Annotated in this window: 27 protein-coding genes and 2 tRNA genes; 12 read left to right on the top strand and 17 right to left on the bottom strand. The window is 66.8% G+C overall.

Annotated elements, in window-relative coordinates:
- The first annotated feature begins 1 nt into the window (after position 1).
- From AB0P25_RS07670 to pknB, 3 genes are all read left to right on the top strand, one after another.
- A complete protein-coding gene (locus AB0P25_RS07670) occupies positions 2-1,456 on the top strand; it encodes a penicillin-binding protein 2 (RefSeq protein ID WP_363806430.1) in 1,455 nt (484 codons plus the stop codon).
- A complete protein-coding gene (locus AB0P25_RS07665) occupies positions 1,453-3,159 on the top strand; it encodes a serine/threonine protein kinase (protein ID WP_363806429.1) in 1,707 nt (568 codons plus the stop codon). Before AB0P25_RS07670 ends, AB0P25_RS07665 begins: the two co-directional genes overlap by 4 nt.
- A 77-nt stretch (positions 3,160-3,236) precedes the next feature.
- Complete coding sequence (gene pknB, locus AB0P25_RS07660; protein WP_363806428.1) at positions 3,237-4,931, top strand: Stk1 family PASTA domain-containing Ser/Thr kinase; 1,695 nt, start codon at positions 3,237-3,239, stop codon at positions 4,929-4,931.
- Between the two features lie 19 nt (positions 4,932-4,950).
- On the opposite strand, the gene AB0P25_RS07655 is transcribed toward pknB, so the two are convergent.
- Genes AB0P25_RS07655 through AB0P25_RS07645 form a run of 3 tightly spaced genes read right to left on the bottom strand, consistent with a single transcriptional unit; the run spans position 4,951 to position 6,516 of the window.
- A complete protein-coding gene (locus AB0P25_RS07655) occupies positions 4,951-5,589 on the bottom strand; it encodes a gamma-glutamyl-gamma-aminobutyrate hydrolase family protein (RefSeq protein ID WP_363806426.1) in 639 nt (212 codons plus the stop codon).
- Positions 5,586-5,744, bottom strand: coding sequence for a hypothetical protein (locus AB0P25_RS07650; protein ID WP_363806425.1), 159 nt, complete (start codon positions 5,742-5,744; stop codon positions 5,586-5,588). Before AB0P25_RS07650 ends, AB0P25_RS07655 begins: the two co-directional genes overlap by 4 nt.
- A 1-nt stretch (position 5,745) precedes the next feature.
- Positions 5,746-6,516 (bottom strand): class E sortase, encoded by a 771-nt coding sequence (locus tag AB0P25_RS07645; RefSeq protein WP_363806424.1) that lies wholly within the window; start codon positions 6,514-6,516, stop codon positions 5,746-5,748.
- 111 nt (positions 6,517-6,627) lie between these two features.
- On the opposite strand from AB0P25_RS07645, the gene AB0P25_RS07640 reads away from it, so the two are divergent.
- The gene (locus AB0P25_RS07640) at positions 6,628-6,888 is read left to right on the top strand and encodes a cell division protein CrgA (RefSeq protein ID WP_064110473.1); all 261 of its coding nucleotides are present in this window, start codon (positions 6,628-6,630) and stop codon (positions 6,886-6,888) included.
- 212 nt (positions 6,889-7,100) lie between these two features.
- On the opposite strand, the gene AB0P25_RS07635 is transcribed toward AB0P25_RS07640, so the two are convergent.
- Both AB0P25_RS07635 and AB0P25_RS07630 read right to left on the bottom strand, forming a co-directional pair.
- Positions 7,101-7,955 carry a rhomboid family intramembrane serine protease gene (locus tag AB0P25_RS07635; protein WP_363806423.1) on the bottom strand — a complete coding sequence of 285 codons (855 nt, stop codon included), beginning with the start codon at positions 7,953-7,955 and terminating at the stop codon, positions 7,101-7,103.
- 25 nt (positions 7,956-7,980) lie between these two features.
- Positions 7,981-8,520, bottom strand: coding sequence for a peptidylprolyl isomerase (locus tag AB0P25_RS07630; protein WP_363806421.1), 540 nt, complete (start codon positions 8,518-8,520; stop codon positions 7,981-7,983).
- Positions 8,521-8,643: 123 nt separating this feature from the next.
- Here AB0P25_RS07630 and AB0P25_RS07625 point away from each other — a divergent pair, with 123 nt between their 5' ends.
- Both AB0P25_RS07625 and AB0P25_RS07620 read left to right on the top strand, forming a co-directional pair.
- Positions 8,644-9,225 carry a hypothetical protein gene (locus AB0P25_RS07625; protein WP_363806420.1) on the top strand — a complete coding sequence of 194 codons (582 nt, stop codon included), beginning with the start codon at positions 8,644-8,646 and terminating at the stop codon, positions 9,223-9,225.
- A 75-nt stretch (positions 9,226-9,300) separates the two neighbouring features.
- Entirely contained in the window at positions 9,301-9,507 is a 207-nt protein-coding gene (locus tag AB0P25_RS07620; RefSeq protein ID WP_363806419.1) for a PspC domain-containing protein, read from the top strand.
- On the opposite strand, the gene AB0P25_RS07615 is transcribed toward AB0P25_RS07620, so the two are convergent.
- Positions 9,498-9,920 (bottom strand): NUDIX hydrolase, encoded by a 423-nt coding sequence (locus AB0P25_RS07615; RefSeq protein ID WP_363806418.1) that lies wholly within the window; start codon positions 9,918-9,920, stop codon positions 9,498-9,500. The two genes, AB0P25_RS07620 and AB0P25_RS07615, sit on opposite strands and share 10 nt — an antisense overlap.
- A gap of 48 nt (positions 9,921-9,968) precedes the next feature.
- Here AB0P25_RS07615 and AB0P25_RS07610 point away from each other — a divergent pair, with 48 nt between their 5' ends.
- Positions 9,969-10,832, top strand: a complete 864-nt coding sequence (locus tag AB0P25_RS07610; RefSeq protein ID WP_363806417.1) for a DNA-formamidopyrimidine glycosylase family protein — start codon at positions 9,969-9,971, stop codon at positions 10,830-10,832.
- On the opposite strand, the gene AB0P25_RS07605 is transcribed toward AB0P25_RS07610, so the two are convergent.
- Positions 10,833-11,258: a rhodanese-like domain-containing protein gene (locus AB0P25_RS07605; protein ID WP_363808033.1), complete on the bottom strand. Its 426-nt coding sequence runs from the start codon at positions 11,256-11,258 to the stop codon at positions 10,833-10,835.
- A gap of 101 nt (positions 11,259-11,359) precedes the next feature.
- Between AB0P25_RS07605 and AB0P25_RS07600 the strand changes: the two genes are divergently transcribed.
- Positions 11,360-11,824 (top strand): Lrp/AsnC family transcriptional regulator, encoded by a 465-nt coding sequence (locus AB0P25_RS07600; protein WP_363806416.1) that lies wholly within the window; start codon positions 11,360-11,362, stop codon positions 11,822-11,824.
- A 13-nt stretch (positions 11,825-11,837) separates the two neighbouring features.
- Here the strand turns inward: AB0P25_RS07600 and AB0P25_RS07595 are convergent.
- The 10 genes from AB0P25_RS07595 to dnaA all read right to left on the bottom strand — a co-directional run bounded on the left by AB0P25_RS07595 (position 11,838) and on the right by dnaA (position 22,747).
- Positions 11,838-11,910: transfer RNA gene (locus tag AB0P25_RS07595), tRNA-Ala, on the bottom strand.
- An 11-nt stretch (positions 11,911-11,921) separates the two neighbouring features.
- Positions 11,922-11,998: transfer RNA gene (locus tag AB0P25_RS07590), tRNA-Ile, on the bottom strand.
- Between the two features lie 50 nt (positions 11,999-12,048).
- Positions 12,049-12,462, bottom strand: a complete 414-nt coding sequence (locus AB0P25_RS07585; protein WP_363806414.1) for a DUF3566 domain-containing protein — start codon at positions 12,460-12,462, stop codon at positions 12,049-12,051.
- Positions 12,452-15,001 (bottom strand): DNA gyrase subunit A, encoded by a 2,550-nt coding sequence (gene gyrA, locus AB0P25_RS07580; protein ID WP_363806413.1) that lies wholly within the window; start codon positions 14,999-15,001, stop codon positions 12,452-12,454. Before gyrA ends, AB0P25_RS07585 begins: the two co-directional genes overlap by 11 nt.
- Before the next feature lie 43 nt (positions 15,002-15,044).
- Positions 15,045-17,048 carry a DNA topoisomerase (ATP-hydrolyzing) subunit B gene (gyrB, locus tag AB0P25_RS07575; RefSeq protein WP_363806411.1) on the bottom strand — a complete coding sequence of 668 codons (2,004 nt, stop codon included), beginning with the start codon at positions 17,046-17,048 and terminating at the stop codon, positions 15,045-15,047.
- A gap of 123 nt (positions 17,049-17,171) precedes the next feature.
- Entirely contained in the window at positions 17,172-17,660 is a 489-nt protein-coding gene (locus AB0P25_RS07570) for a DciA family protein (RefSeq protein ID WP_363806410.1), read from the bottom strand.
- Entirely contained in the window at positions 17,653-18,822 is a 1,170-nt protein-coding gene (gene recF, locus AB0P25_RS07565; protein WP_363806408.1) for a DNA replication/repair protein RecF, read from the bottom strand. Before recF ends, AB0P25_RS07570 begins: the two co-directional genes overlap by 8 nt.
- A 7-nt stretch (positions 18,823-18,829) precedes the next feature.
- Complete coding sequence (gene gnd / locus AB0P25_RS07560) at positions 18,830-19,717, bottom strand: phosphogluconate dehydrogenase (NAD(+)-dependent, decarboxylating) (RefSeq protein ID WP_363806405.1); 888 nt, start codon at positions 19,715-19,717, stop codon at positions 18,830-18,832.
- Between the two features lie 37 nt (positions 19,718-19,754).
- Complete coding sequence (dnaN, locus tag AB0P25_RS07555) at positions 19,755-20,900, bottom strand: DNA polymerase III subunit beta (protein ID WP_064110462.1); 1,146 nt, start codon at positions 20,898-20,900, stop codon at positions 19,755-19,757.
- A gap of 413 nt (positions 20,901-21,313) precedes the next feature.
- A complete protein-coding gene (dnaA, locus tag AB0P25_RS07550) occupies positions 21,314-22,747 on the bottom strand; it encodes a chromosomal replication initiator protein DnaA (RefSeq protein ID WP_363806403.1) in 1,434 nt (477 codons plus the stop codon).
- Between the two features lie 448 nt (positions 22,748-23,195).
- Here dnaA and rpmH point away from each other — a divergent pair, with 448 nt between their 5' ends.
- From rpmH to yidC, 4 genes are read left to right on the top strand one after another with little or no spacing between them, the layout of a single operon-like run.
- Positions 23,196-23,333 carry a 50S ribosomal protein L34 gene (gene rpmH, locus AB0P25_RS07545; RefSeq protein ID WP_064110460.1) on the top strand — a complete coding sequence of 46 codons (138 nt, stop codon included), beginning with the start codon at positions 23,196-23,198 and terminating at the stop codon, positions 23,331-23,333.
- A 24-nt stretch (positions 23,334-23,357) separates the two neighbouring features.
- Positions 23,358-23,744: a ribonuclease P protein component gene (gene rnpA / locus AB0P25_RS07540; protein ID WP_363806401.1), complete on the top strand. Its 387-nt coding sequence runs from the start codon at positions 23,358-23,360 to the stop codon at positions 23,742-23,744.
- On the top strand, positions 23,741-24,088 hold the full coding sequence (yidD, locus tag AB0P25_RS07535) for a membrane protein insertion efficiency factor YidD (RefSeq protein ID WP_363806399.1): 348 nt from the start codon (positions 23,741-23,743) through the stop codon (positions 24,086-24,088). Before rnpA ends, yidD begins: the two co-directional genes overlap by 4 nt.
- The gene (gene yidC, locus AB0P25_RS07530; RefSeq protein ID WP_363806398.1) at positions 24,081-25,049 is read left to right on the top strand and encodes a membrane protein insertase YidC; all 969 of its coding nucleotides are present in this window, start codon (positions 24,081-24,083) and stop codon (positions 25,047-25,049) included. The genes yidD and yidC overlap by 8 nt, the downstream gene beginning before the upstream one ends.
- Positions 25,050-25,056: the final 7 nt, after the last annotated feature.

The following is a 25,056-nucleotide window of genomic DNA, read 5'->3' as shown; positions in this document are numbered from 1 at the left end:
CATGAATCGTGAGATCAAGCGTGTGAGCACGATCGTGCTCGGGATGTTCCTCGCGCTGCTCGTGTCGACGTCCATCCTGCAGGTGTTCTCGGCGGACACGCTCAACACGGACGCTCGCAACACCCGGGCGCTCAACGACAGCTACTCGGCGCAGCGCGGCGCGATCCTCGTCAAGGGTCAGCCGATTGCGCAGTCCGTGCCGTCGAACGACGTCTACAAGTGGCAGCGGGTCTACGGCAACGGCCCGCTCTACTCGGCCGTGACCGGCTTCTTCCCGATCAACGGAGAGCCGACCGGCCTCGAGGGCGCCCTCAACGCGAAGCTCAGCGGCTCCGCCAACTCGCAGTTCTTCGACCGGATCAACGCCATCCTGACCGGCAAGAATCCCCAGGGGGCCACCGTCGAGACGACCATCGACCCCGTCGCCCAGCAGGCGGCGTGGGATGCGCTCGGCGACCTGCAGGGCGCCGTCGTCCTGCTGGAGCCCAAGACGGGCAAGATCCTCGCGATGGTCTCGAAGCCGACGTACGACCCGAACCAGCTCGCGTCGCACGATGGCAAGGCGGTCGACACGGCGTATCAGGGGCTGCTCGCCGCTCCTGGCGATCCCCTCATCAACCGCACGATCGGCGGCAACCTCAATCCGCCCGGATCGACCTTCAAGCCGGTGATGAGCTCGGCCGCCTTCGGCACCGGCCAGTACACGAAGGACAGCCAGCTCCCGAACCCGGCGTCGCTGCCGCTGCCGGACTCCCCCACCGTCGTCAAGAACGACTCCCTGACCACCTGTGGACCGGGCGCGACGGTGTCGATCGCGACCGCGCAGATCCTGTCGTGCAACATCCCGTTCGCCGAGCTGGGCATGCAACTCAAGCCCGAGGTCATCAAGGACCAGGCGGACAAGTTCGGCTTCAACCAGCCGCTCAGCATCCCCATCCCGGTCGAGAAGAGCGTGTATCCGCTCTACACCGACGCGGCGGAGCGCGCGCTGGGCTCCTTCGGGCAGAAGGACGACCGGGCGACGCCGCTGCAGATGGCCATGGTGTCCGCGGCCATCGCGAACGGCGGGACGCTGATGACCCCGAACCTCGTGGACTCGATCCGGTCAGCCGATCTGCAGACCGTGGAGAGCTTCCAGCCCAAGGAGTTCTCCCGCCCGCTGAGCCAGCAGAACGCGGACACCATCAAGCAGATGATGGTCGACGGCGTCGATCACGGCGTTGCGAGCAATGCAAGAATAGGTGGGGTTCAGGTCGGCGGTAAGACGGGTACGGCGCAGAACGGGAACGACGATCCCTACACGCTGTGGTTCACCGGGTTCGCGCCGGCGAACGACCCGGAGTTCGCTGTGGCTGTAGTTGTCGAAAATGGCGGTGGACAGGGTCAGAGCGGCACGGGAAACTCCATCGCCGCTCCGATCGCGAGGAAAGTACTAGAGGCGGTGCTGAATAAATGAGACCCACAGCAGGGCTCACCTTCGGGGGACGTTACGAGCTGCAGTCGCGGATCGCGATCGGCGGGATGGGCGAGGTCTGGCAGGCCACCGATCTCGTCATCGGGCGCACCGTCGCCATCAAGATCCTGAAGGACGAGTACCTCGGCGACCCCGGCTTCCTCGAGCGCTTCCGCGCGGAGGCGCGGCACGCCGCCCTCGTCAACCACGAGGGCATCGCCAACGTCTACGACTACGGCGAGGAGGAGGGCAGCGCCTACCTGGTGATGGAGCTCGTCCCCGGCGAGGCCCTGTCGAGCATCCTGGAGCGGGAGCACGTCCTCAGCACCGACCGCACGCTCGACATCGTCGCCCAGACCGCCGCCGCGCTGCATGCCGCTCACGCAGCCGGCCTGGTCCACCGCGACATCAAGCCGGGCAACCTGCTCATCACGCCGGACGGCCGCGTCAAGATCACCGACTTCGGCATCGCCCGCATCGCCGACCAGGTTCCGCTCACCGCGACCGGTCAGGTGATGGGCACGGTGCAGTACCTCTCGCCCGAGCAGGCCTCTGGTCACCCGGCCTCGCCGACCACCGACATCTACTCGCTCGGCATCGTCGCGTACGAATGCCTCGCCGGACGCCGCCCGTTCACCGGCGAGTCGCAGGTCGCGATCGCCATGGCGCAGATCAACGAGGCGCCGCCGGAGCTCCCGGCGACGGTCGCCGAGCCGGTCCGCAACCTGGTCTTCGCCTGCATCGCGAAGAACCCGGCCGACCGCCCCGCCTCGGCCGCGCACCTCGCGCGCGCCGCGCAGGCCCTGCGCCGCGGAGACATCCGCGCCGCCGCCGCGTCCGTCCCGGCCATCCTCGGCGCCGCCGCCGGGACCGAAGCCGCCACCGTGCTCATGCAGTCGCCTCCCGCGGCCCCGACCGCGGCGACCACCGTGCTGCCGGCGACCGCCGTCGCGCCGGTCGTCCAGGAGGAGACCACCAACGAGCCCGTCGAGGAGCGCAAGCGCAGCCGCTGGACGTGGCCGCTGATCGCGCTCATCGCTCTGCTGGCGCTCATCCTCATCGGCACGATCATCACCCTGGTGGCGCAGCCGAAGGCCGCACCCACCCCGACCCCGACCACGACGCCGGTCACGCAGTCCTCGACGCCGTCGCCGACTCCGACGCCCACGAGCAACACCGTGCAGATCACCGAGGCGGACTTCCTCGGCCTGACTGCCGACCAAGCGCGACAGAAGCTGCAAGACCTCGGTATGGTCGCCGACGTCTCGCAGGGCAACGCCGCGACGACGCAGGACCAGGCCAACAAGGTCTACTCGGTCAACCCGACCGGCCCGGTTCCCAAGGGCTCGACCATCGCGGTCAAGGTCTACGGGCCCGTCGCTCCCATCCCGACCCCGACCGACACGGTCTCGGCCAACCCGCCGTCGGGTCAGGGCACCGCGCAGTCGCAGATCACGGTCAACTTCGGCTCGGCGACCTGCCCCGCGGGCCAGAACCTCGTCGGTCGCCGCCTGTATGTGAACGGTCAGCCCCAGACGCCCGTCAACGACACCAAGATGGTGTGGTCGCCGAGCGCCGCGGGCAACTACCAGCTGACCTACACGATCTTCTGCGGTGAGTCCGTCGAGTCCGGCCAGTCGCCCGCTCTGCCCTACGAGGTCGTCACCTCCACGTCGACGCCGAACCCCGGCGGAAACGGGAAGTGACGGGGTCTCCCCTCGGGGAGATACCCAGCCACGCCCCGCTACACTAGCCGGAGTCATGCACCGAGAAGGAGTCCGCATTGAGCCCAGATAGCCGCCTGCTCGCAGGCCGATATCAGGTGGGCGAACTCATCGGTCGTGGCGGCATGTCCGACGTGCACCGCGGCACCGACTCCCGACTCGGCCGCACCGTCGCGATCAAGCTGCTCAAGCCGTCGCTCGCGACCGACCCGGCGTTCCGCACGCGCTTCCGTCAGGAGGCGCAGGCCGCCGCGCGCATGACGCACCCGACCATCGTCCGCGTCTTCGACGCCGGTGAAGAGACGGTGCGCGAGCCGAACGGCCACGAGGCGCAGCTCCCCTTCATCGTCATGGAGTACGTCGACGGCGTCCTCCTGAAAGACTTGATCAAGCGCGGCCCGCTCGACGTGCAGGAGGCCGTGCGCATCACCGAGGGGATCCTCACCGCCCTCGAGTACTCGCACCGGGCCGGCGTCGTGCACCGCGACATCAAGCCGGGCAACGTCATGATCACCAAGACCGGCCAGGTCAAGGTGATGGACTTCGGCATCGCCCGCGCGATCAGCGACTCGTCCGCGACCGTCGCCCAGACGACCGCCGTCCTCGGCACCGCCAGCTACTTCTCGCCCGAGCAGGCGAAGGGCGAGTCGGTGGATGCGCGCACCGACCTGTACTCCACCGGGGTCGTGCTCTTCGAGATGCTGACCGGCCGCCCACCGTTCCGGGGCGACACCCCGGTCGCCGTCGCCTACCAGCACGTCAGCGAGACCCCGGTCGCCCCGAGCACCGTGAACCCGAAGGTCTCGCCGGCGATGGACGTCGTGGTCGCCCGGGCGCTGACCAAGGACCGCTTCGAGCGCTACCAGACCGTCGCTGAATTCCGCGCCGACCTGGAGGAGGCGGCCGCCGGCCGCATCCCGAAGCGCAAGCACGAGGACGAGTTGGCCGAGACGCTGTTCGGAGCGCCGCCGAGCGCCGTCTCCGGGCCTGAGGCTGCGTTCCGGCAGCTCGCCGAAGACCAGACGATGACGCGCACGCAGCGGCGCCCACCGGTCATCTGGATCTGGGCGGGCATCGCGATCATGGCCGTCGTCATCGTCGCCGTCCTCGCCTGGGTGCTGCGGCTCGCGCCGAGCACGACGATGCCCGACACGTCCCGCAAGGTGCCCAACCTCTCGGGTCAGACGCTCGATAAGGCGACGGCCCAGCTCGACGACATGAAGCTCAAGTGGGTGCAGTCGACAGAGTCGAGCCCGACGTATGCGCAGGGCCAGGTCATCCGCACCGACCCCGGTGCCGGGATCGTCGTCGCCACCGGCGACACCATCACGGTGTACGTGTCGACGGGCAAGAAGACCGTTACGGTGCCCGACGTGCACAACATGACGGTGGATGCCGCCACGGCGGCACTGCAGCAGGCGGGCCTCACCGTCGGTCCGACGACGTCGGAGAACTCACCGAGCGTGCCGGCGAACGTCGTGATCACGACCGACCCGGCGCCGAACGCCTCGGCCCACGAGGGCGATCCGATCGGTCTCCACGTGTCCAGCGGCAAGGTGACGCTCACCGACCTGACCGGTCAGACGATCCAGGCGGCGACGGGCATCCTGTCCCAGCTGGGCCTGACCGCGAACCCGAAACCGGATCCCAGCTGCCCGCAGGACAAGGGCGCGACGATGGTGCACACGCAGTCCGTCGCTCCGGGAGACGTGCCGCAGGGCACCACGGTCGACCTGACCTACTGCTCGGGCTGACGCCGCGAGCGTCCCCGGTTCAGCCCAGCTTGACCAGCGGGCTGAGCGATCGCGACGCCTCGGCGGCTCCGGCCAGTCCCGCGACCTCGAGCCAGTTGCCCAGCATCCGGTAGCCGCCCTCGGTGAGCACCGACTCCGGGTGGAACTGCACCCCGTAGATCGGCGCCTCGCGGTGCTGCAGCGCCATGATCACGCCGCCCGCCGTGCGCGCGGTGACATTCAGGTCGTCCGGAAGGGTGCCGTTGACGACGGCGAGGGAGTGGTATCGCGTCGCCGTGAAGGGCTGCGCGACGCCGTCGAACAGGGGGCTGTCGTCGTGACCGACCTGCGAGGTCTTGCCGTGCATCAGCTCCTCGGCGTTGGTCACCACGCCGCCGAAGGCCTCGGCGATCGCCTGGTGCCCGAGGCACACGCCCAGCAGCGGCTGGCCGGTGGACAGCGCCTGCTCGACGACGGGGATCGAGACGCCCGCGTCGGCCGGCTTGCCCGGACCGGGAGAGATGAGGACGGCGTCGTATTCGGCGAGCTTCGCAGGAAGATCCTCGACCGCGATGTCGTCGTTGCGGACGACCTCCGTCTCAGCGCCGAGCTCCTGGAGGTAGCCGTTCAGCGTGTATACGAAGCTGTCGTAGTTGTCGATGACGAGGACGCGGGTCACGTGCCCACGGTACCTTCCTGCGGACCGACGAGCGAATCCACCCAAGGGAACACCCAGGTAATCAGGGCGAACAGCACGATGGCGACGAGAATGAGGAGAAGCAGGAGGCGGACCCACCACGGACCGGGCAGAAGGCGCCAGAGCGCTCCGTACATGTCAGCCTCCCTGTCCGACCGCCGCGGCGATCTCGCTCGGAATGTCCTGCGGCGGCGCGTACGACTGGTAGACGCTGTAGGCGATGAGCCGCTCGCCCGCAGCGAAGGGCGGGTTGCACGTGGTGATGGTCATGAACCGCTCGACGGGTGTCGCCCCGGGCTGCCGCGGCACCGGCAGCAGCACGCCGACCGCTGAGGGCTGCACGTACTCGAAGTTGCGGAACGAATACGTGTACCAGCCGTCCTTGGTCTGGATGTAGATGCGGTCGCCGATGCGCAGCTTGGACAGGTCGATGAAGGTGTTGCCCCATCCGGAGTCGTGACCGGCGACGGCGAAGTTGCCGACCTCGCCCGGCATCTGCGTGTCGATGTAGTGGCCGACACCGGCGGTGTAGCTGTTGAGCACGCGCTCCGTGTCGACGGTCTGGCGGATCGTGCGCTTCCAGTCGGCGCCCAGCCGCGGCACGTACATCACCGCGAACGGCTCGTAGGGCGCGGGTTTCGCCAACACGGGCGGATCGGCCTGCGCGGCCTCGGTGTCCGGCGTGGGCCTCGGCGCTTTGATCGCGTCGTCGATCCACTTCTGGCTCTGCTGCGCGGCCGCCGACGTCTGCTGGTTGGAGGTGACGAGATTGTTCCACCAGATCTGCCAGCCGAGGAACAGCAGGACCAGCACGCCGCCGGTGATGAGGATTTCGCCGAGCACACCGAGCACGGTGGGACGGCGGTGCGGCCGGCGCCGCCGGGCCTTGCGCGCCTCCTCGGTGGTCATGTGTCACATTCTAGGGACCGGTCCCTGGGAATCGACACGCAGTCCACAGGGCCCCTCCCCCGTACGGGGGCATCAGGAAGCCCCCTGCCTTCCCCGCTACACTGTGGTGCTATGGCACGCAGCAAGTCGAAGACGAAACCCGAGCGACCCGCCCGCGCTGAGCGCACCGCCGCGGCGTCCGGAGAAGAGGCGCCGAACCCGGTGTGGTTCAAGCCGCTGATGTTCGGCTTCATGCTGCTCGGCCTGATCTGGATCATCGTCTTCTACGTCAGCCAGAACCAGTACCCCATCCCGGCTCTCGGCGCCTGGAACATCCTCGTCGGCTTCGGGATCGCCTTCATCGGCTTCCTCATGACCACCCGCTGGCGGTAGACCCCGCACACATCCGTGCCTCAAGCCCGGGTCGGCAGTCAGCCGGCCCGGGCTTCGTGTTTTCCACAGTTCTCCACAGGGCACTTGTGAACAGTTGCCGCCGGTTCGCCGACGGTTTCCCCAGTGTTAATAAGCCTGTGGAGAGTTACAGGCGTGTAATTACCCACAGTGTTAATAAGCCTGTGGATAACTTATCCACGCGATGTGGGTAATTACACGAAGAAGTGGATGAGGCTCAGCGCGACGAAGACCAGGCAGAGCAGCACGAGGAGCGGAAGCTGCCAACGGCGCCGGCGCACCTGCCGCGTCTCCACAAAGATCAGCCCCACCAGCACGCCGCCGATGAGTCCGCCGACGTGCGCCTGCCAGGCGATGTTGAATCCGGGGAGGAACCCGATCCCCAGGTTGATGGCGAGCAGCACCAGCATCTGGGTCGCGTTGCCGCCCAGCCGTCGCTGGATGATGAAGTAAGCGCCGAAGAGCCCGAAGATGGCGCCGGACGCTCCGACGACCGGCACGATGGGCGATGCGATCAGCAGCACGCCGAGGGATCCCGCGAACCCGCTGATCAGGAAGAGGGCCAGATAGCGGGCACGCCCCAGCATCGGCTCGAGCGCAGAGCCGAAGATGAACAGCGTGTACATGTTGAGCAGCAGGTGCAGGATGTTCGCGTGCGCGAAGATGCTCGTGAACATCCGCCACGGCTCGAACGCCCCGCTCACCGACGCCGGATACGAGTAGGCGCCCGCGTAGCGCAGTGCGTTCGTCACCTGGAAGCCGAGCAGATCGCCGACGGTCTGGACGATGAAGACCAGGACGCACACACCGATGATCGCATAGGTCACGACGGGCGCATTCTGCCCGGTGAGACGCGTCATCCATGCCGGCCGCGTGCGCGGGTGCGAGGCACGCTGCTGCGCCATGCACTCGGGGCACACCACACCGACCGCGCCAGGGGTCTGGCACTCACCGCAGATGGTGCGGCCGCACCGCTGGCAGAGCACGTAGCTCTCGCGATCGGGATGGCGGTAGCAGTAATTGGCGCGCGCGCCGACGGGCTGAGTCATCGTTCTACTCCGCCCGCCTCTCTGTTCAGACCTTCTCGATGTCGATCGACTCGATGACCACGTCGTCCAGCGGCCGGTCGCGCGCGTCGGTCGGAACCTCGGCGAGCTTGTCGACGATCTTGCGCGACGCGTCGTCGGCGACCTCGCCGAAGATCGTGTGCTTGCCCTGCAGCCACGTGGTCGGAGCGACCGTGATGAAGAACTGCGAGCCGTTGGTGCCGCGGCCGCCCTGGACGCCGGCGTTCGCCATGGCGAGGATGTAGGGCTGGGTGAAGTCGAGCTCCGGGTTGATCTCGTCGTCGAACTGGTAGCCCGGGCCGCCGACGCCCTGACCGAGCGGGTCGCCGCCCTGGATCATGAAGCCGGGGATGATGCGGTGGAAGACCACACCGTTGTAGAGAGGAGCGTTCGTCTTCTCGCCCGTGGCGGGATGCGTCCACTCGATCTCGCCCGTCGCCAGACCCTCGAAGTTGCGCACCGTCTTCGGTGCATGGTTACCGAAGAGGTTGACCTTGATGTCTCCGTAGTTAGTGTGGAGCGTGGCGACAGCGGTGTGCTTAGACATGGCACCAATTCTTGCACAGGGCGTACAGGCGACCCGGGCAGCCGTGAGAGCTCTCGGGCCATCCCCAGCCCTTTCGGTGGCAAGATGGAGTCAGTCGCCACCGATGACTCGACGGAGGAACAGATGAGCCTGACACGGAAGCGCCAGAAGGAACTCAAGCGACTGCGCAGCGGAGCCGAGGAGCTGTGGAGTCAGCAGCAGGAGGTCCTGGCCAACGCCAACGCGCTTGCCGCCGAGGCCCGCAAGCAGGCGGCCTACTACACCCGCGAGGAGATCGCGCCGCGCGTCCGTGAAGGGTACGACCAGTACGTCGTCCCCACGGCCCAGGCGGCGAAGGACACCGCGGGCCGCTACGCCGGCCAGGCCCGGGAGAAAGTCGTCCGCGACGTCATCCCCGCCGTCGGCACCGTCGTCGGAACGGCGCTCTCTGTGGTCGACCACGCACGCGCGGCCCGGTCCGCCGCCTTCGCGGGTGACTTCCAGAAGGCGCGCAAGGAGCTGTCGAAGAAGGTCAAGGTGGAACCGAAGAAGTCGGGCCCCGGGGCCGGCGGCGTCATCGCCATCGGTTTGGGACTCATTGCGGCGGTCGGACTGCTCTACGCCGTCTGGCAGACCTTCCGCGCCGACGACGAGCTGTGGGTGGCGGACGAGGAGCCGACGGCTCCGGCGTCGACCACCGACTCCGCGGCCGAGCCGCAGCAGTAGCGGCTGCCGACCCCAGGGTCGATTCGGGGGTTTCCCCGATGGCGATGGTGCGCGCCCGCTGCGAGGCTGAAGAGCATGAACACTCTCTTCCGACCCCGTGATCACCGCATCCTGGCCGGCGTCTGCGCCGGTCTCGCCGTGCGCTTCGGCCTGCGCCCGTGGACCGTGCGCATCCTGTTCCTGCTGTCCTGCCTGCTTCCGGGACCGCAGTTCATCGCCTACATCGTGTTGTGGATCCTGATGCCGGGCGAGCAGAGCCGCCCCGCGAGCGCTCAGGCCTGATCGAGCCCGGCGAACCGGAGCGCGATGTCGACCAGCTCGACCCGGCGCTTCGGGATGCTCCCGAGCGGGAACCACGCCGCCTCGTCGGTGGTGCCGTCCAACTCGTTCGTGAGGGTGCCGCCGACGACGCTCGCCCGGTAGATGATGCGGAGCGCATGCAGCGGGCCGGCCTCCGGGATGAAACGGTGCTCCGGCGGAATCACCTTCGAGTCGATTCCGAGCAGGTCGCCGGCCTCCGCCGCGTACCCGGTCTCCTCCGCGATCTCTCGCACGACCGCGTCCACCGGGTCCTCCCCGGGGTCGATCCCGCCGCCCGGCAGGGTCCAGCCGGATCGCCCGCTCTCGTTCCAGTGCGCGAGGAGGATGCGGTCGCCGTCGGTGATGACGCCGTAGGCCGCGACTCGGATATCCACCGCCTCACCCTACTGCCGTTGTCGGTGGTCGGGGGCAGACTAGGGGTGATGCCCGAACTCCCGGAAGTCACCGCCCTCGCCGCCGACCTCGACCGTCGGCTGAAAGGGCGTGTCATCGACCGGCTCAGCATCGTCGCATTCTCCGCGCTGAAGACCTTCGACCCGCCCGCCGACGCCCTGCACGGCCTGACGATCGACGGCGTCAGCCGGCACGGCAAGTTCCTCGACATCACTGCGGGCGAGCTTCACGTCATCATCCACCTCGCGCGGGCCGGCTGGATCCGCTGGCGCGACAAGCCGCCTCCCGCACCCACCGGCCGCCTCGGCAAGGGCCCGCTGGCCGCGCGGCTCGTGCTCGACGACGGCACCGGTCTCGACATCACCGAAGCCGGGACGAAGAAGAGCCTCGCGATCTACGTCGTCCCGGACCCGTCGGAGGTGCCGGGTGTCGCACGCCTCGGCCCGGACCCGCTCGACGCCGCGTTCACCGAGGATGTCTTCGCCGGAATCCTCGCCGAGCAGGGCCGCGCTCAGATCAAGGGAGTGCTGCGCAACCAGTCGCTCATCGCCGGGATCGGCAACGCCTACTCGGACGAGATCCTGCACGTGGCCAAGATGTCCCCGTACAAGCCCGCGAACATGGGAGCGGACGACGTCGGACGCCTCTACGAGGCCGTGCAGTCGACGCTGCGTGACGCACTCGACCGCGCTGACGGCCTCGCGGCCTCGGAACTCAAGAGCGAGAAGAAGTCGAACCTCCGCGTCCACGGCCGCACCGGCGAAGCGTGCCCGGTGTGCGGAGACACGATCCGGCAGGTCATCTTCCACGACTCGACATTCCAGTACTGCCCGACCTGCCAGACCGGTGGCAAGCCGCTCGCCGACCGCGTCCTGAGCCGACTGCTCAAGTAGTCAGCAGGCGCAGTCGATGCCGCCGAGCGGCGCCGTCAGCTCGTCGATCGGGCGCAGGACCGGACCGGCGTCCCCGACGACCGGATATCCCTCGCGCGCCCAGTACTCGAAGCCGCCGATCATCTCGCGCACCTCGTAGCCCTGCAGGGAGAACGCGAGCGCCGCGCGCGTCGAACCGTTGCACCCCGGACCCCAGCAGTAGACGACGACCGGAGTCCCCGGGTCGATCAGTTCGGCCGCACGGTCGGCGATCTCGGCGGTCGGCAGGTGGACCGCTCCCGCGACGCGGCCCTGTCGCCAGGCCGCCACACCTCGGGAGTCGACCAGCACGAAGCGCTCTCCCGCGTCCATGGCCGCCTTCACATCGGAGGGATCGGTCTCGAACTGGAGCTTCGCGGCGAAGTGGCGGGCGGCTTCGGAGGTCATCGTGATCATGCATCGAGCCTAGGAAGGAAGACATCTCGGCGGAACAGACGATCCACGGTGCTCGACCGCTGTCGCCGTCGATTCCATGCCAGAATCGCCGCATGGCCGTCGATCTTCCATTCACCGCCGACAGCGTCGACCGCGCTCTCCTCGCCGAACTGCAGCGCGACGGCCGCCAGTCGGTCGCCGAGCTGGCCCGCCGAGTCCACATGTCGAACAGCGCGGTCGCCGAGCGCATCCGCCGGCTCGAGGAGGCCGGGGTGATCGCGGGCTACCGCGCGGTGGTCGACCCGGACCGGCTCGGATACGGCATCCTGGCGTTCCTGCGCCTGCGCTACCCGAGCAGCCAATACCAGCCGCTGCACGACCTCCTGGCCGATATCCCGGAGGTCGTGGAGGCGCACCACGTCACCGGCGACGACTGCTTCATCCTGAAGGTGGTCGCGACGTCCATGCGCCACCTGGAGCAGGTGAGCGGACGGGTCGGAACCCTGGGAAGCGTGACCACGAGCGTGTCGTACTCGAGCCCGTTCCCGACGCGGCCGATCGTCCCGCCGAGAGAGTGATGAGGAGAAAGTGTGGAGCCTAGGAGATTCGAACTCCTGACATCCTGCTTGCAAAGCAGGCGCTCTACCAACTGAGCTAAGGCCCCGTAGAAAGGAATGGTGGGGATACGAGGACTTGAACCTCGGACCTCTTCGTTATCAGCGAAGCGCTCTAACCGCCTGAGCTATATCCCCGAATGGGCAGATACGAGACTACCCGATCGGCCCGGTCATTGCGAAATCGGTCAGTTGTTGGTGAACCCGACCAACAGGCCGCCCGTGATCTTCACCGAGAGGTTGTAGAGCAGAGCGAACACAGCGCCGAGAGCGGTCACCACGACGATGTCGAGGATCGCGACGATCAGCGAGAAGCCCATGACCTGGCCGAGGCCGAGGATCGAGCGGAGGTCGCTGCCGCCGGCGCCGGAGATGTCCTTGAACAGGCTGTTCACCTGGTCGAAGATGCCGGTGCGGTCGAGCACGGTCCAGACCAGGAAGGTGCCGACGATCGCGATGATCGCCAGGCAGATGCCGGCGAGGAACGACAGCTTCACGGTCGACCAGAAGTCGATGTAGACCAGCTTCAGCCGCACCTGCTTGGCGGATGCGGGTCGGCGGGTCGACTTCTTGGCGAGCTTGTCGGCGACGCTACTGCTCATCTACGGTTTCTTCCTTCCCGACCGCCTCGGCATCCTCCGCGGGACTGGAGGACTCGAGGTCGCGTTCGGTGTTCTTCGCCAGAGCGATGATCTTGTCCGACTCGGCGAAACGTGCAAAGACGACACCCATGGTGTCACGGCCCTTGGCTGGTACCTCGGCCACGGCAGAGCGTACCACCTTGCCGCTGGCAAGAACCACAAGGACCTCGTCGTCCCCGCCGACGATGAGAGCGCCCACCAGGTCGCCCCGGTCGTCGTTCAGCTTGGCCACCTTGATGCCCAGACCGCCGCGGTTCTGCAGTCGGTACTGGTCGGCGGAGGTGCGCTTCGCGTATCCGCCCTCGGTCACGACGAAGACGTAGCCCTCGTCGGAGACCACCGATGCATCGAGCAGGCTGTCCTCGCCGCGGAAGTGCATGCCGATGACACCCGACGTCGAGCGGCCCATCGGCCGCAGCGCCTCATCCGAGGCGGTGAAGCGGATCGACATGCCCTTGCGCGACACGAGCAGGAGGTCGGAGTCCTCCTCCACCAGCAGCGCCGACACGAGCTCGTCGCCCTCGCGGAGCTTGATCGCGATGATCCCGCCGGTCCGGTTGGTGTCGTACTCCGACAGCGCCGTCTTCTTGATCAGGCCTTCGCGCGTGGCGAGCACCAGGTACTTCGCGGCCTCGTAGTCGCGGATGTCGAGGATCTCGGCGATCTCCTCGTCCGGCTGCATGGCGAGCAGGTTGGCGACGTGCTGGCCCTTGGCGTCGCGGCCGGCCTCCTGCACCTCGTAGGTCTTCGCGCGGTAGACGCGTCCCTGGTTGGTGAAGAAGAGGAGCCAGTGGTGCGTGGTGGTCACGAAGAAGTGGTCGACCACGTCCTCGCCGCGCAGCTGGGCGCCCTTGACGCCCTTGCCGCCACGGTGCTGGCTGCGGTAGTTGTCGCTGCGCGTGCGCTTGATGTACCCGCCGCGCGTGACGGTGACGACCATCTCCTCTTCGGGGATCAGGTCTTCCATGCTCATGTCGCCGTCGTAGCCGAGCATGATCTCGGTGCGGCGGTCGTCGCCGAAGCGGTCGACGATCTCCGTGAGCTCTTCGCTGACGATGGTGCGCTGACGCGCCGGGTCGTCGAGGATGGCGTGGTACTCGGCGATCTGCTTCTCGATCGCCTCGGCCTCCTCCATGATCTTCTGGCGCTCGAGGGCGGCCAGGCGGCGCAGCTGCATCGCGAGGATGGCGTCCGCCTGCACGTCGTCGACGTCGAGCAGGCTCTTCAGACCCTCGCGCGCGTCGTCGACCGTGGCCGACCGGCGGATGAGGGCGATGACCTCGTCGAGCGCATCCAGCGCCTTGAGGTAGCCGCGCAGGATATGCGCCCGCTCCTCCGCCTTGCGCAGCCGGAATCGGGTGCGCCGGACGATGACGTCGATCTGGTGGGCGACCCATGCGGTGATGAAGCCGTCGAGCGACAGCGTACGCGGCACATTGTCCACGATCGCGAGCATGTTCGCGCCGAAGTTCTCCTGCAGCTGGGTGTGCTTGTACAGGTTGTTCAGCACGACCTTCGCGACCGCGTCGCGCTTCAGCACGATGACGAGGCGCTGACCGGTGCGGCCGGAGGTCTCGTCGCGGATGTCGGCGATGCCGCCGATGCGGCCCTCCTTGACCAGGTCGGCGATCTTGATCGCCAGATTGTCGGGGTTGACCTGGTACGGAAGCTCGGTGACGACGAGGCAGACCCGGCCCTGGATCTCCTCGATGTTGACCACCGCGCGCATGGTGATCGAGCCGCGTCCGGTCCGGTACGCGTCGTGGATGCCCTTCGTGCCGAGGATCTGCGCACCGGTCGGGAAGTCCGGTCCCTTGATCCGCTTGATGAGCTCTTCGAGCAGCTCCTCGCGCGAGGCGTCCGGGTTCTCGAGGTGCCACAGGGCGCCGGCCGCGACCTCGCGCAGGTTGTGCGGAGGGATGTTCGTGGCCATACCGACCGCGATGCCGACCGAGCCGTTGACCAGCAGGTTCGGGAAGCGGCTCGGGAGAACGGCCGGCTCCTGCGTGCGGCCGTCGTAGTTGTCGACGAAGTCGACGGTCTCCTCGTCGATGTCGCGCACCATCTCGAGCGCGAGGGGAGCCATCTTCGTCTCGGTGTACCGCGGCGCGGCGGCGCCGTCATTACCGGGCGAACCGAAGTTGCCCTGGCCGAGGGCCAGCGGGTAGCGCAGGCTCCACGGCTGGACGAGACGGACGAGCGCGTCGTAGATCGCCGTGTCGCCGTGCGGGTGGAACTGGCCCATCACGTCGCCGACGACACGGGCGCACTTCGAGAACGCCTTGTCCGGGCGGTACCCGCCGTCGAACATCGCGTAGATCACTCGGCGGTGCACAGGCTTCAGGCCGTCGCGGACCTCCGGCAGCGCGCGGCCGATGATGACCGACATCGCGTAGTCGAGGTACGACCGCTGCATCTCCGACTGCAGATCGACCTGGTCGATCTTGCCGTGGATGCCGAAGCCGGCTCCGTCGCCCGACACGTTCTCTTCGTCCGTCACAGTCTTCTCTTCCTCGTAGTACCCCGTCTCTGTCGCTCGCGCGTCAGATGTCGAGGAACCGCACGTCCTTGGCGTTCTTCTGGATGAAGGAGCGGCGCGACTCGACGTCCTCGCCCATCAGGGTGGCGAAGATCTCGTCGGCGGCGGCCGCGTCGTCGAGCGTCACCTGGAGCAGCGTGCGCGTCTCCGGGTTCATCGTGGTCTCCCACAGCTCCTGGTAGTCCATCTCGCCGAGGCCCTTGTAGCGCTGCACGCCGTTGTCCTTCGGGATGCGCTTGCCCGCCGCGAGCCCTTCGGCCAGGAAGGCGTCGCGCTCGCGGTCGGAGTACACGTACTCGTGCTCGGCGTTCGACCACTTCAGCCTGTAGAGCGGCGGCTGCGCGAGGTACACGTAGCCGAGCTCGATCATCGGGCGCATGTAGCGGAACAGCAGGGTGAGCAGCAGCGTGGTGATGTGCTGGCCGTCGACGTCGGCGTCGGCCATCAGCACGATCTTGTGGTACCGCGCCTTCTCGGGGTCGAAGTCCTCGCCGATGCCCGCGCCGAACGCCGTGATCATCGCCTGGACCTCGTTGTTGCCGAGGGCCCGGTCGAGCCTCGCCTTCTCGACGTTCAGGATCTTGCCGCGCAGCGGGAGGATCGCCTGCGTCTCGGGGTTACGGCCCTGCACGGCGGAGCCGCCGGCCGAGTCGCCCTCGACGATGAAGATCTCCGACACCGTCGGGTCCTTCGACTGGCAGTCCTTGAGCTTGCCGGGCATCCCGCCGCTCTCGAGCAGGCCCTTGCGTCGCGCCGTCTCGCGAGCCTTGCGGGCCGCGATGCGCGCGGTCGCCGCCTGCAGCGCCTTGCGGATGATGTCCTTCGCCTGGTTCGGGTTGCGGTCGAACCAGTCGCCGAGCTGGTCGCCGACGACCTTCTGCACGAACGCCTTGGCCTCGGTGTTGCCGAGTTTGGTCTTGGTCTGGCCCTCGAATTGCGGCTCTGACAGCTTGACCGAGATGACCGCGGTGAGACCTTCGCGCACGTCGTCGCCCGAGAGGTTGTCGTCCTTGTCCTTCAGGATGCCCTTCTCGCGGGCGTACCGGTTGACCAGTGTCGTCAGCGCGGCGCGGAAGCCCTCTTCATGGGTTCCGCCCTCGTGCGTGTTGATCGTGTTCGCGTAAGTGAAGACGCTCTCGTTGTAGCTCGTGGTCCACTGCATGGCGACTTCGAGCGCGATCTTGCGCTCGGTGTCCTCTGACTCGAACGAGATGATCTCGTCGTGGACGACCTCCGCCTTCTTGGCCGAGTTGAGGTATTCCACGTAATCGGTCAGACCGCGCTCGTAGAGGAACACGTCGTGGCGTGCGGCGAACTCGTCGTCATCGACCTCGCCCTCGACCGGCTCGATCGCCGGCGGACGCTCGTCGGTGAGCGCGATGCGGAGGCCCTTGTTGAGGAACGCCATCTGCTGGAAGCGTGTGCGCAGCGTCTCGTAGTCGAACTCGACGGTCTCGAACGTGTCCGGGCTCGGCCAGAAGGTGATGATCGTGCCGGTGCGGTCCGACGCCTCGCCCTGCTCGAGCGGCGCCTGCGGAACACCGTTGCGGTAGCTCTGACGCCAGGCGTATCCCTGCCGGTGGACCTCGACGTCGAGGCGGGTCGACAGCGCGTTCACGACCGAGCTGCCCACGCCGTGCAGACCGCCGGAGACCGCGTATCCGCCTCCGCCGAACTTGCCGCCGGCGTGGAGGATGGTCAGGACGACCTCGACGGTCGACTTCTTCTCGACCGGGTGCTCGTCGACCGGGATGCCGCGACCGTTGTCGTCGACGCGGACCGCGCCGTCGGCGAGGATGGTCACCTCGATGTTGTCGGCGTGACCGGCCAGCGCCTCGTCGACGGAGTTGTCGACGATCTCGTAGACCAGGTGGTGGAGACCGCGGGGACCGGTGGAACCGATGTACATTCCGGGTCGCTTGCGGACGGCTTCGAGACCCTCGAGGACCTGGATCTCATTCGCGCCGTACTCGTGTTGTGTCCCGGCCGCATTCGGTTCCATCGTCATATGAAATTAGGCTCCTGACCGCACTCAGTAGTGACAATCCATTCTACCAAGAGCCGGGGGTCAAAAGTCCCGGAAACGGCCTTCTGACGCATTTTCTGCGTGAGGTCGACCTCTTTTGTGGCCTCAGCCGTAAGTATCGCGCGGACCGCGCCCTGGAATCGACCTGGGGCCTCGTTTCCAGGAGGGGGCGTCCGGCCCCTGGAAACGGATCGACCCGATCTCAGCCTGGGGGAACCGCTCGACGATGCGCGCCAGGAGCTCCGAGCGCATCATCCGGAGCTGCGTCGCCCATGCCGTCGACTCGCAGCGGACGACCAGGACGCCGTCGGAGATCTGCTCCGGCACGGCGTGCTTCGCCGTCTCCTCCCCGGCCAATTCGCGCCAACCTTCCAGGACGTCGGATTGCGCGAGCGCGGAGGTCCAGCCGAGCTGAGCGGCGAGCGCATCGACCACGTCGCCGACGCCATGCGGATCGCGACCGGACCCGAACGGTCGACTGAGCCCATCCGCCTGATCGTCCCGCGCGGCACGCTTTCGCCGCGCGGGCGTTCCAGTGAACAGCGACTTGAGTCGCAGGTAGACGGCAGACGCCTCGCTCGCTCGTTCAGGCACCGGCCGGCTCCACGATCGTCCCCGCCTCGATCCGGACGGTGTGTGCGGTGAGCTCGTCGGGGACGTCGTCGTACACGGCTGCGGTGATGAGCACCTGCTCGTAACCGGATACGGCGGTTGCGAGCATCCGGCGCCGTGCCTGGTCGAGCTCGGCGAACACGTCGTCCAGGATCAGCACCGGATCACCGGTCGTCGACTCCCGGCGCAGCAGCTCGGCCGAAGCCAGCTTGAGCGCCAGTGCGAACGACCACGACTCCCCGTGGCTGGCGTATCCCTTGGCCGGCAGCCCGTTGAGTTCGAACAGCACGTCGTCGCGATGCGGGCCGACCAGCGTGAGGCCGCGTTCGAGCTCCTTGCGCCGCACGGCCGCGAGCGCTCGGCGGAAGGCGTCCGGGGTCGCGACACCGGCTGAGCCCGTTACCGCGTCGTCGCCGGAGCTGTCGTCATCGTCCTCGACGTGAGCACCGAAGATCGTCAGCTGCGGCAGCAGCCGAGGGTGGTGGTCGTCGCCGGCCACGGAGCGGTAGGCGGCCACCAGCGGATCGCTCAGCCGGCCGACCAGGTCGAGCCGGGCATCCATCAGCTCGGAGCCCAGCAGGATCAGCCGTTCGTCCCAGATATCCAGGGTGCCGAGCTGGTCCTCGCGCACGCGTGACGCGCGGGCCGACTTCAGCAGGGTGTTGCGCTGCTTGAGCACCCGCTCGTAGTCGGCGATGACGCCCGAGAACCGCGGATTCCGCTGGATGAGCAGCTGGTCGAGGAAGCGGCGGCGAATGCCGGGTTCGCCGCGGACGAGTGCAAGATCCTCCGGAGCGAAGAGCACGCTCGAGAAGTACCGCGGCAGTTCGCGCGGCTTGATCGCGGCCCGATTCACCTGCGCCCGGTTGGGGGACGACCGGTTGAGCTGCACCTCGACCAGCAGCTCGCGTCCATCGTGCTGGATGCGCGCCCGCACGATGGCGGCGTCGGCATCCTTTCGGATCATCGCCTGGTCGCTCGACACCCGGTGCGACCCGAGGGTGCTCAGGTAGCCGAGCGACTCGACGAGGTTGGTCTTTCCCTGGCCGTTGCGGCCGACGAACAGATTCGCGCCGGCCGCGAACGGCACCTCCGCGGTGCGGTAATTGCGGAAGTCGGTCAGGGAGAGATGTGTGACACGCAAGAAGGGTTCAGTCCACGGCCTTCACGGCGTGACCGCCGAACTGGTTGCGCAGAGCGGCGACGGCCTTCATCGCAGGAGAGTCCTCCTGGCGGGAGACGAAGCGCGCGAAGATCGAGGCGCTGATCGTCGGAACGGGGACGGCGTTGTTCAGCGCCTCCTCGACGGTCCACCGGCCCTCGCCCGAATCCTGGACATAGCCCTCGATGTGCTCGAACTCCGGGTCCTGCTCGAGAGCGCGCACGAGGAGGTCGAGCAGCCAGGAGCGCACGACCGTGCCGCGCTGCCACGCCTTGAAGGTGCCGGTGACGTCTTTGATGATGTCCTTGCGGGTGTCGAGGAGCTCATAGCCCTCGGCGTACGCCTGCATGAGGGCGTATTCGATGCCGTTGTGCACCATCTTCGCGTAGTGGCCGGCGCCGACCTCGCCGACGTGGACGAAGCCCTCGTCGCGCGGACCCTCCGGACGCAGTGCGTCGAAGACCGGCATCACGCGCCCGACCTGGTCGGCGGAGCCGCCGACCATCAGGCCGTAGCCGTTCTCGAGACCCCAGATGCCGCCGGAGACGCCGACATCCATGAAGTCGACGCCCTTCGGCGCGAGGAGCTCGGCGTGCTTGAAGTCCTCGGTGAACTTCGAGTTGCCGCCGTCGATGACCAGGTCGCCCTTCTCGAGCAGCGGCTCGAGCTCGCGGATGACCGAGTCGGTGATCTCGCCGGCGGGCACCATGACCCACACCGTGCGGGGTGCGGGGAGGGCGGCAACCAGGTCGGCCACGGTGGGAACGTCCGAGACCTCCGGGTTCGTGTCGTATCCGGTGACGTCGATGCCGTTCTTCTCGAGACGGGCACGCATGTTGTTGCCCATGCGTCCGAGACCGATGAGGCCGATGTGCATGATTGTCCTTCTCTTCTTTCCTCGTACCGGCGCCGGGTCAGCGGAGGAGCAGGTTCGGCTGGAGCAGGTACTTGTAGGAATCCGCTCCTGCCTGGTCCTTCGAGGTCTGGCTCGTGATGAGCACAGGGCCCGGCTTGTTGGGGTTCTCGGTCTTGGTGAAGGAGATGCGCACGAATTCCGAGTGCACCGCCCCAAGACCGTCCAGCAGGAACTGCGGCTTCAATGAAACCACCGTCTCCTGGCCAGTGAGAAGAGCGTCGATGCTCTCGGATGCCTGCGCCTGCTCCGAACCGATCGCTTCCAGCGTCAGCCCGTCGGCGGTGAAGGTGTAGCGGAGCGCGGCCTCGCGCTCCAGCACGAGGGCGACGCGGCGGGTCGCCTCGATGAGCTCGGCGGTGTTGATCACCGCGTAGTTGTCGACCTGCTCGGGGAACAGCCGGCGCACCGGCGGGAAGTTGCCCTTGATCAGCAGCGAGGTCACGGTCTTGCGGTCGGCCGTGAACGCGATCAGCTCGCGGTCGTCCCGGTTCGTGATCGAGATGGACACGTTGCCGCTGTGTCCGAAGGTCTTGCCGATCTCGGTCAGCGTGCGCGCGGGGACCAGCGCGGTGACCGGTTCGCCCGAGGTGGTGCCGTTGTCCCAGTCGATCTCGCGCACGGCCACGCGGTAGCGGTCGGTGGCGACGAGGCCCAGTGTGTTGTTCCCGACCTCGAGCTGCACGCCGGTGATGACCGGGGTGACGTCGTCACGGGAGGCGGCGACGCCGACCTGTGCCACGGCCTCGGCGAACTCCTCGGCCGGCACGAGCCCGGCCTCTCCGCTCACCTGCGGGATGCTCGGGTATTCCTCGACGGGCATGGAGAGCAGCGTGAAGTTCGCCGATCCGGCGCGAACCACGATCTTCGACTCCTCTGTCGAGAAGCGCACGGGCGCGTTCGGCAGCTTGGAAGCGATCTCCGCCAGAAGACGGCCGGAGACGAGCACGCGTCCCGGCTCTTCGACCTCTGCCGCGATCTCGGTCTGCGCCGACACCTCGTAGTCGAAGGACGACAGCTGGAGTCCGTTCTCCGTCGTCTCGATGAGCACACCGCTCAGGATGGGGAGGGTCGTCCGCTGCGGAAGGAGCTTCACCGCGAAGGAGACGGCCTCGCTGAACACATCCCGATTGGCTTGGAACTTCACGAAGTCTCCTCTGGAGGGTTGACGGTCGGACGTGACAAATCCTAGCGCCTGGCCTGTGACGCGGAAGCGGCGGTGCGCCTGACCCCCGAAGGTTGTCGTCTGCCCCCTATGAGAAGAGTTAAAGAGTAATCGTGTTAACCGCTGTGGATAATGTGGATAACTCTGTTGACGCCAGGCGAACACTGGGAACCACACGCCGGTGACTTGTTGATGACCTGAGGATTCCGCCTGTTGACAGGCCAGGGACGGGGCGACGTCGAGGCTGTCCAATTCACAGGACGTGGATCGTCGTCCCCATTAACGGCCGCGTTGTCCGGAAGCTCTCCACAAGTTATCCACACGTGTTAATAACGAATTGTCCCCACTCTGGGGATGGATTTGTGGATAAGTGATGCGCTAACCGGACGGCGCGCCTACTTGCCGTAGCGGTGGTTCTGCTTGATCCGGCTGGTCAGCTCGGTGACCTGGTTGTAGATCGAGCGGCGCTCCTTCATGAGCTCGCTGATCTTCTTGTTCGCGTACATGACCGTCGTGTGGTCGCGGCCGCCGAACAGCTGACCGATCTTCGGCAGCGAGAGGTTGGTCAGCTCACGGCAGAGGTACATCGCGATCTGGCGGGCGGTGGCGACGGCCTGCGACCGGCTCGAGCCGTAGAGGTCGTCGACGCTGAGCTTGAAGTACTCGGCGGTGTTCGTGATGATGTCGGTCGGCGCGATGACGTTGTCGTCGTCGAGCGTGATCAGGTCCTTCAGCACGGTCTGCACGAGCGGCATGTCGACCGGGGTGCGGTTGAGGCTGGCGAAGGCGGTGACGCGGATCAGCGTCCCCTCGAGCTCGCGGATGTTGCTCGACACCTTCGTCGCCATGAACTCCAGGATGTCGTCCGGCACCTGGATCTTCTCGCTCTGCGCCTTCTTGCGGAGGATCGCGATGCGGGTCTCGAGGTCGGGCACCTGCACGTCGGTGATCAGGCCCCATTCGAAGCGCGACCGCATGCGGTCCTCGAACCCGGTGAGCATCTTCGGCGGCAGGTCGGAGGTGATGACCACCTGCTTGTTGTGGTCGTGCAGCGTGTTGAAGGTGTGGAAGAACGCCTCCTGCGTCTCCACTGCGCGCTGCAGGAACTGGATGTCGTCGATCAGCAGGATGTCGATGTTCCGATACCGCGCCTGGAAGGACGAGCCGCGGTTGTTCGCGATCGAGTTGATGAAGTCGTTCGTGAACTCCTCGCTCGACACGTACCGAACGCGGATCCCCGGGTAGAGGCTCATCGCGTAGTGGCCGATGGCGTGCAGGAGGTGCGTCTTGCCGAGACCGGAGTCGCCGTAGATGAAGAGCGGGTTGTAGGCCTTCGCCGGCGCCTCGGCCACCGCGACCGCCGCGGCATGCGCGAAGCGGTTGGACTGGCCGATGACGAAGTTGTCGAAGCTGTACTTGGAGTTGAGTCGAGTATCGCCGCCGCGTGGAGGTGCGGTGATCTCCGGTGTCGGAGGGCTGACCAGCGGCGGGGCGACCTGCTCCACATAGGCGGGAGCGGACTCCGGCTCGGCCGACGCGGTCATCGACTCCTGCTGGATCTCCGGGTTGACGACGATCGCGAAGGTGTTGACCGCCAGGGCGTCGTCGAGGCCGCTGATCGCGTTCAGCAGAGGGAGTCGGCTGCGCTGCTCGATCATCCCGCGCGTGAACTCGTTCGGCACCTCGAGGTAGAAGGTGCCGGCCATGATGCCCTTCGGCTCGACCAGGCTGAGGAACCCGTAGAGCTGCGGGGTGATCCGATCGTCCGTCTCGAGCTTCCCGAGCACGTCCTGCCATGCCGCAGCTATGGGCTCTTCGCTGCCTGCCATCGTTCCCCGTCTTCGTCTGTTTTGCGGATGCCGTCAGCCCGACGTGGGGACGAGTCGACCCCCGGTGACTCTCGTCGGGTTGGCGGCTTCGGATGCCGCCGGTGGGTATTCACAGAGTTATCCACCGCTGTGTGAGCAATACCGTAGCGATCTCCGGCCAGAATTGGCATGGCCTGGGGATAACTTTCGACCTCACGGTAACTTGTCCACAGAAGCTCGATCAAATCCGATGCGCGGCATATGTCGGCGCGTCGGACGTCGCTTCCCTGCCAATACCGTGCATAATCAGTGGATTTGAGTCGATCGGTTTGACCTCGTCCATTGTGAGGCCGTAGTTTTAATCAGTTGACTTGCAGCCGTTGCGGCTGCCCTCAAACTTTCCTGGTCCTCAGTGCTGGCATTTCCATCTCAGCACAGGCCTGCGAAGAGATCACCCACGGAGATAGATATGAGCAAGAGAACGTTCCAGCCGAACAACCGCAAGCGCGCGAAGACCCACGGTTTCCGCCTCCGCATGCGTACCCGCGCCGGCCGTGCCATCCTGTCCGCGCGCCGCAGCAAGGGCCGCACCAAGCTCTCCGCCTGAGTCTCTTCCGGTAGGGGCCGCTCGGTGCTCGCGAAAGCCAATCGCATCACGCGCGGGGTGGACTATCGGGTGACCGTTCGTCGTGGTGCTCGCTTCTCCGGAGCGAGCACTTTGACGTACATCCGCCCGAATCCCGACTCCGACGCCGTGCGATTCGGCTTCATCGTGAGCAAGACGGTGGGCAATGCGGTCACGCGCAACCTGGTCCGGCGGCGGCTAAAGGCCGCGGCCTACGATCTGCTCCCCCGGTTCTCACCGGCGGAGCCGGCATCGGGCGGGCTGGATGTGGTCGTGCGCGCATTGCCAGCCTCCGTACAAGCGCCGTGGGCTAGCCTGCACGAAGAGCTCTCCCGGGCCTCAGCCCGTTTCACCAGCCGCAGTCATCTCAGTAAGGGCAGCGTCCGTCCATGAACACCGCGATCGCAGCAGTGCTCCTTGCGCCGCGGAATGTCGCGGTGCTTCTGTTGCGCGCCTATCGGGCCGTGATCTCCCCGCTCTACGGTGACGTCTGCCGGTACTACCCGTCCTGCTCGTCGTATGCACTGCAGGCCATCCAGCAACACGGTGTCGTGGTGGGGTCGTACTTGGGACTCCGTCGGATCCTCCGCTGCCATCCGTGGGCTGCGGGCGGAGTCGACGACGTCCCGCCGGCCAGGAAGCAGCGGTACCGGGTGACTCCATTCGGTTTCGTCGTGCCGACAGGGCACCTCACGTCTCACCAGCCATCGAAGGGCTTAGCAACGCGTCATGCCTGATCTCATCGGAATCGTCCTCTGGCCCATCAAATGGGTCGTGGAGCTGATCCTCGTCGCCTTCCACTGGCTGTTCACCCAGATGGGTCTCGACCCCGCGGCCGGCATCACCTGGGTACTCGCGATCGTCGGCCTGACGGTCGTCGTCCGCGCCGCGCTCATCCCGATCTTCGTCCGGCAGATCAAGAACCAGCGACGGATGCTGGAGATCGCGCCGCAGCTGAAGAAGATCCAGGACAAGTACAAGGGCAAGAAGGACCAGTTCTCCCGCGAGGCGATGTCGCGCGAGACCATGGAGCTCTACAAGAAGACGGGCACCAACCCGTTGAGTTCGTGCCTCCCCCTGCTTCTGCAGATGCCCGTGTTCTTCTCGCTGTTCCAGGTGCTCAACGGAGCCCAGGGCGGCCACGCCGGCGTCGGCCCGCTCAACGAAGAGCTCGCCCAGCAGTTCGGCAATGCCACGCTCTTCGGCGTCGCTCCCCTGCACCAGAGCTTCCAGGGCGCGATGAACGCCAACCCGCCGCAGGTCGCCGTCATGATCATCGCGGCCGTTATGGTTATCCTGATGACCGGGTCGCAGTTCATCACGCAGCTGCAGATCGTCTCCAAGAACATGTCGCCGGAGACCAAGGCGAGCCCGCAGTTCAAGCAGCAGCGCATCCTGCTGTACCTGCTCCCCTTCGTCTTCCTCTTCTCCGGTTTCGCCTTCCCGCTCGGCGTGATGTTCTACTGGCTCACCTCGAACCTGTGGACCATGGGCCAGCAGTTCCTGGTCATCCGCAACATGCCGACTCCCGGTTCGGATGCCGCGAAGGCGCGCGAGGCGCGTCTGGCGAAGAAGGGCAAGCTCGTCCAGGCGGATGGGTCGACGGTCCTCACCGTCGAGGAGCAGCCCAAGAAGCAGCCGACGCAGCGCGTTCAGCCCGTGAGCAAGACACGCGCCAAGAAGCAAGCAGGAAAGTAAGGACCGC

Origin of the sequence: Leifsonia sp. NPDC077715 (assembly GCF_040686855.1) — a bacterium.
Lineage (GTDB): Bacteria > Actinomycetota > Actinomycetes > Actinomycetales > Microbacteriaceae > Leifsonia.
This window is presented reverse-complemented; position numbering and strand designations above follow the sequence as displayed.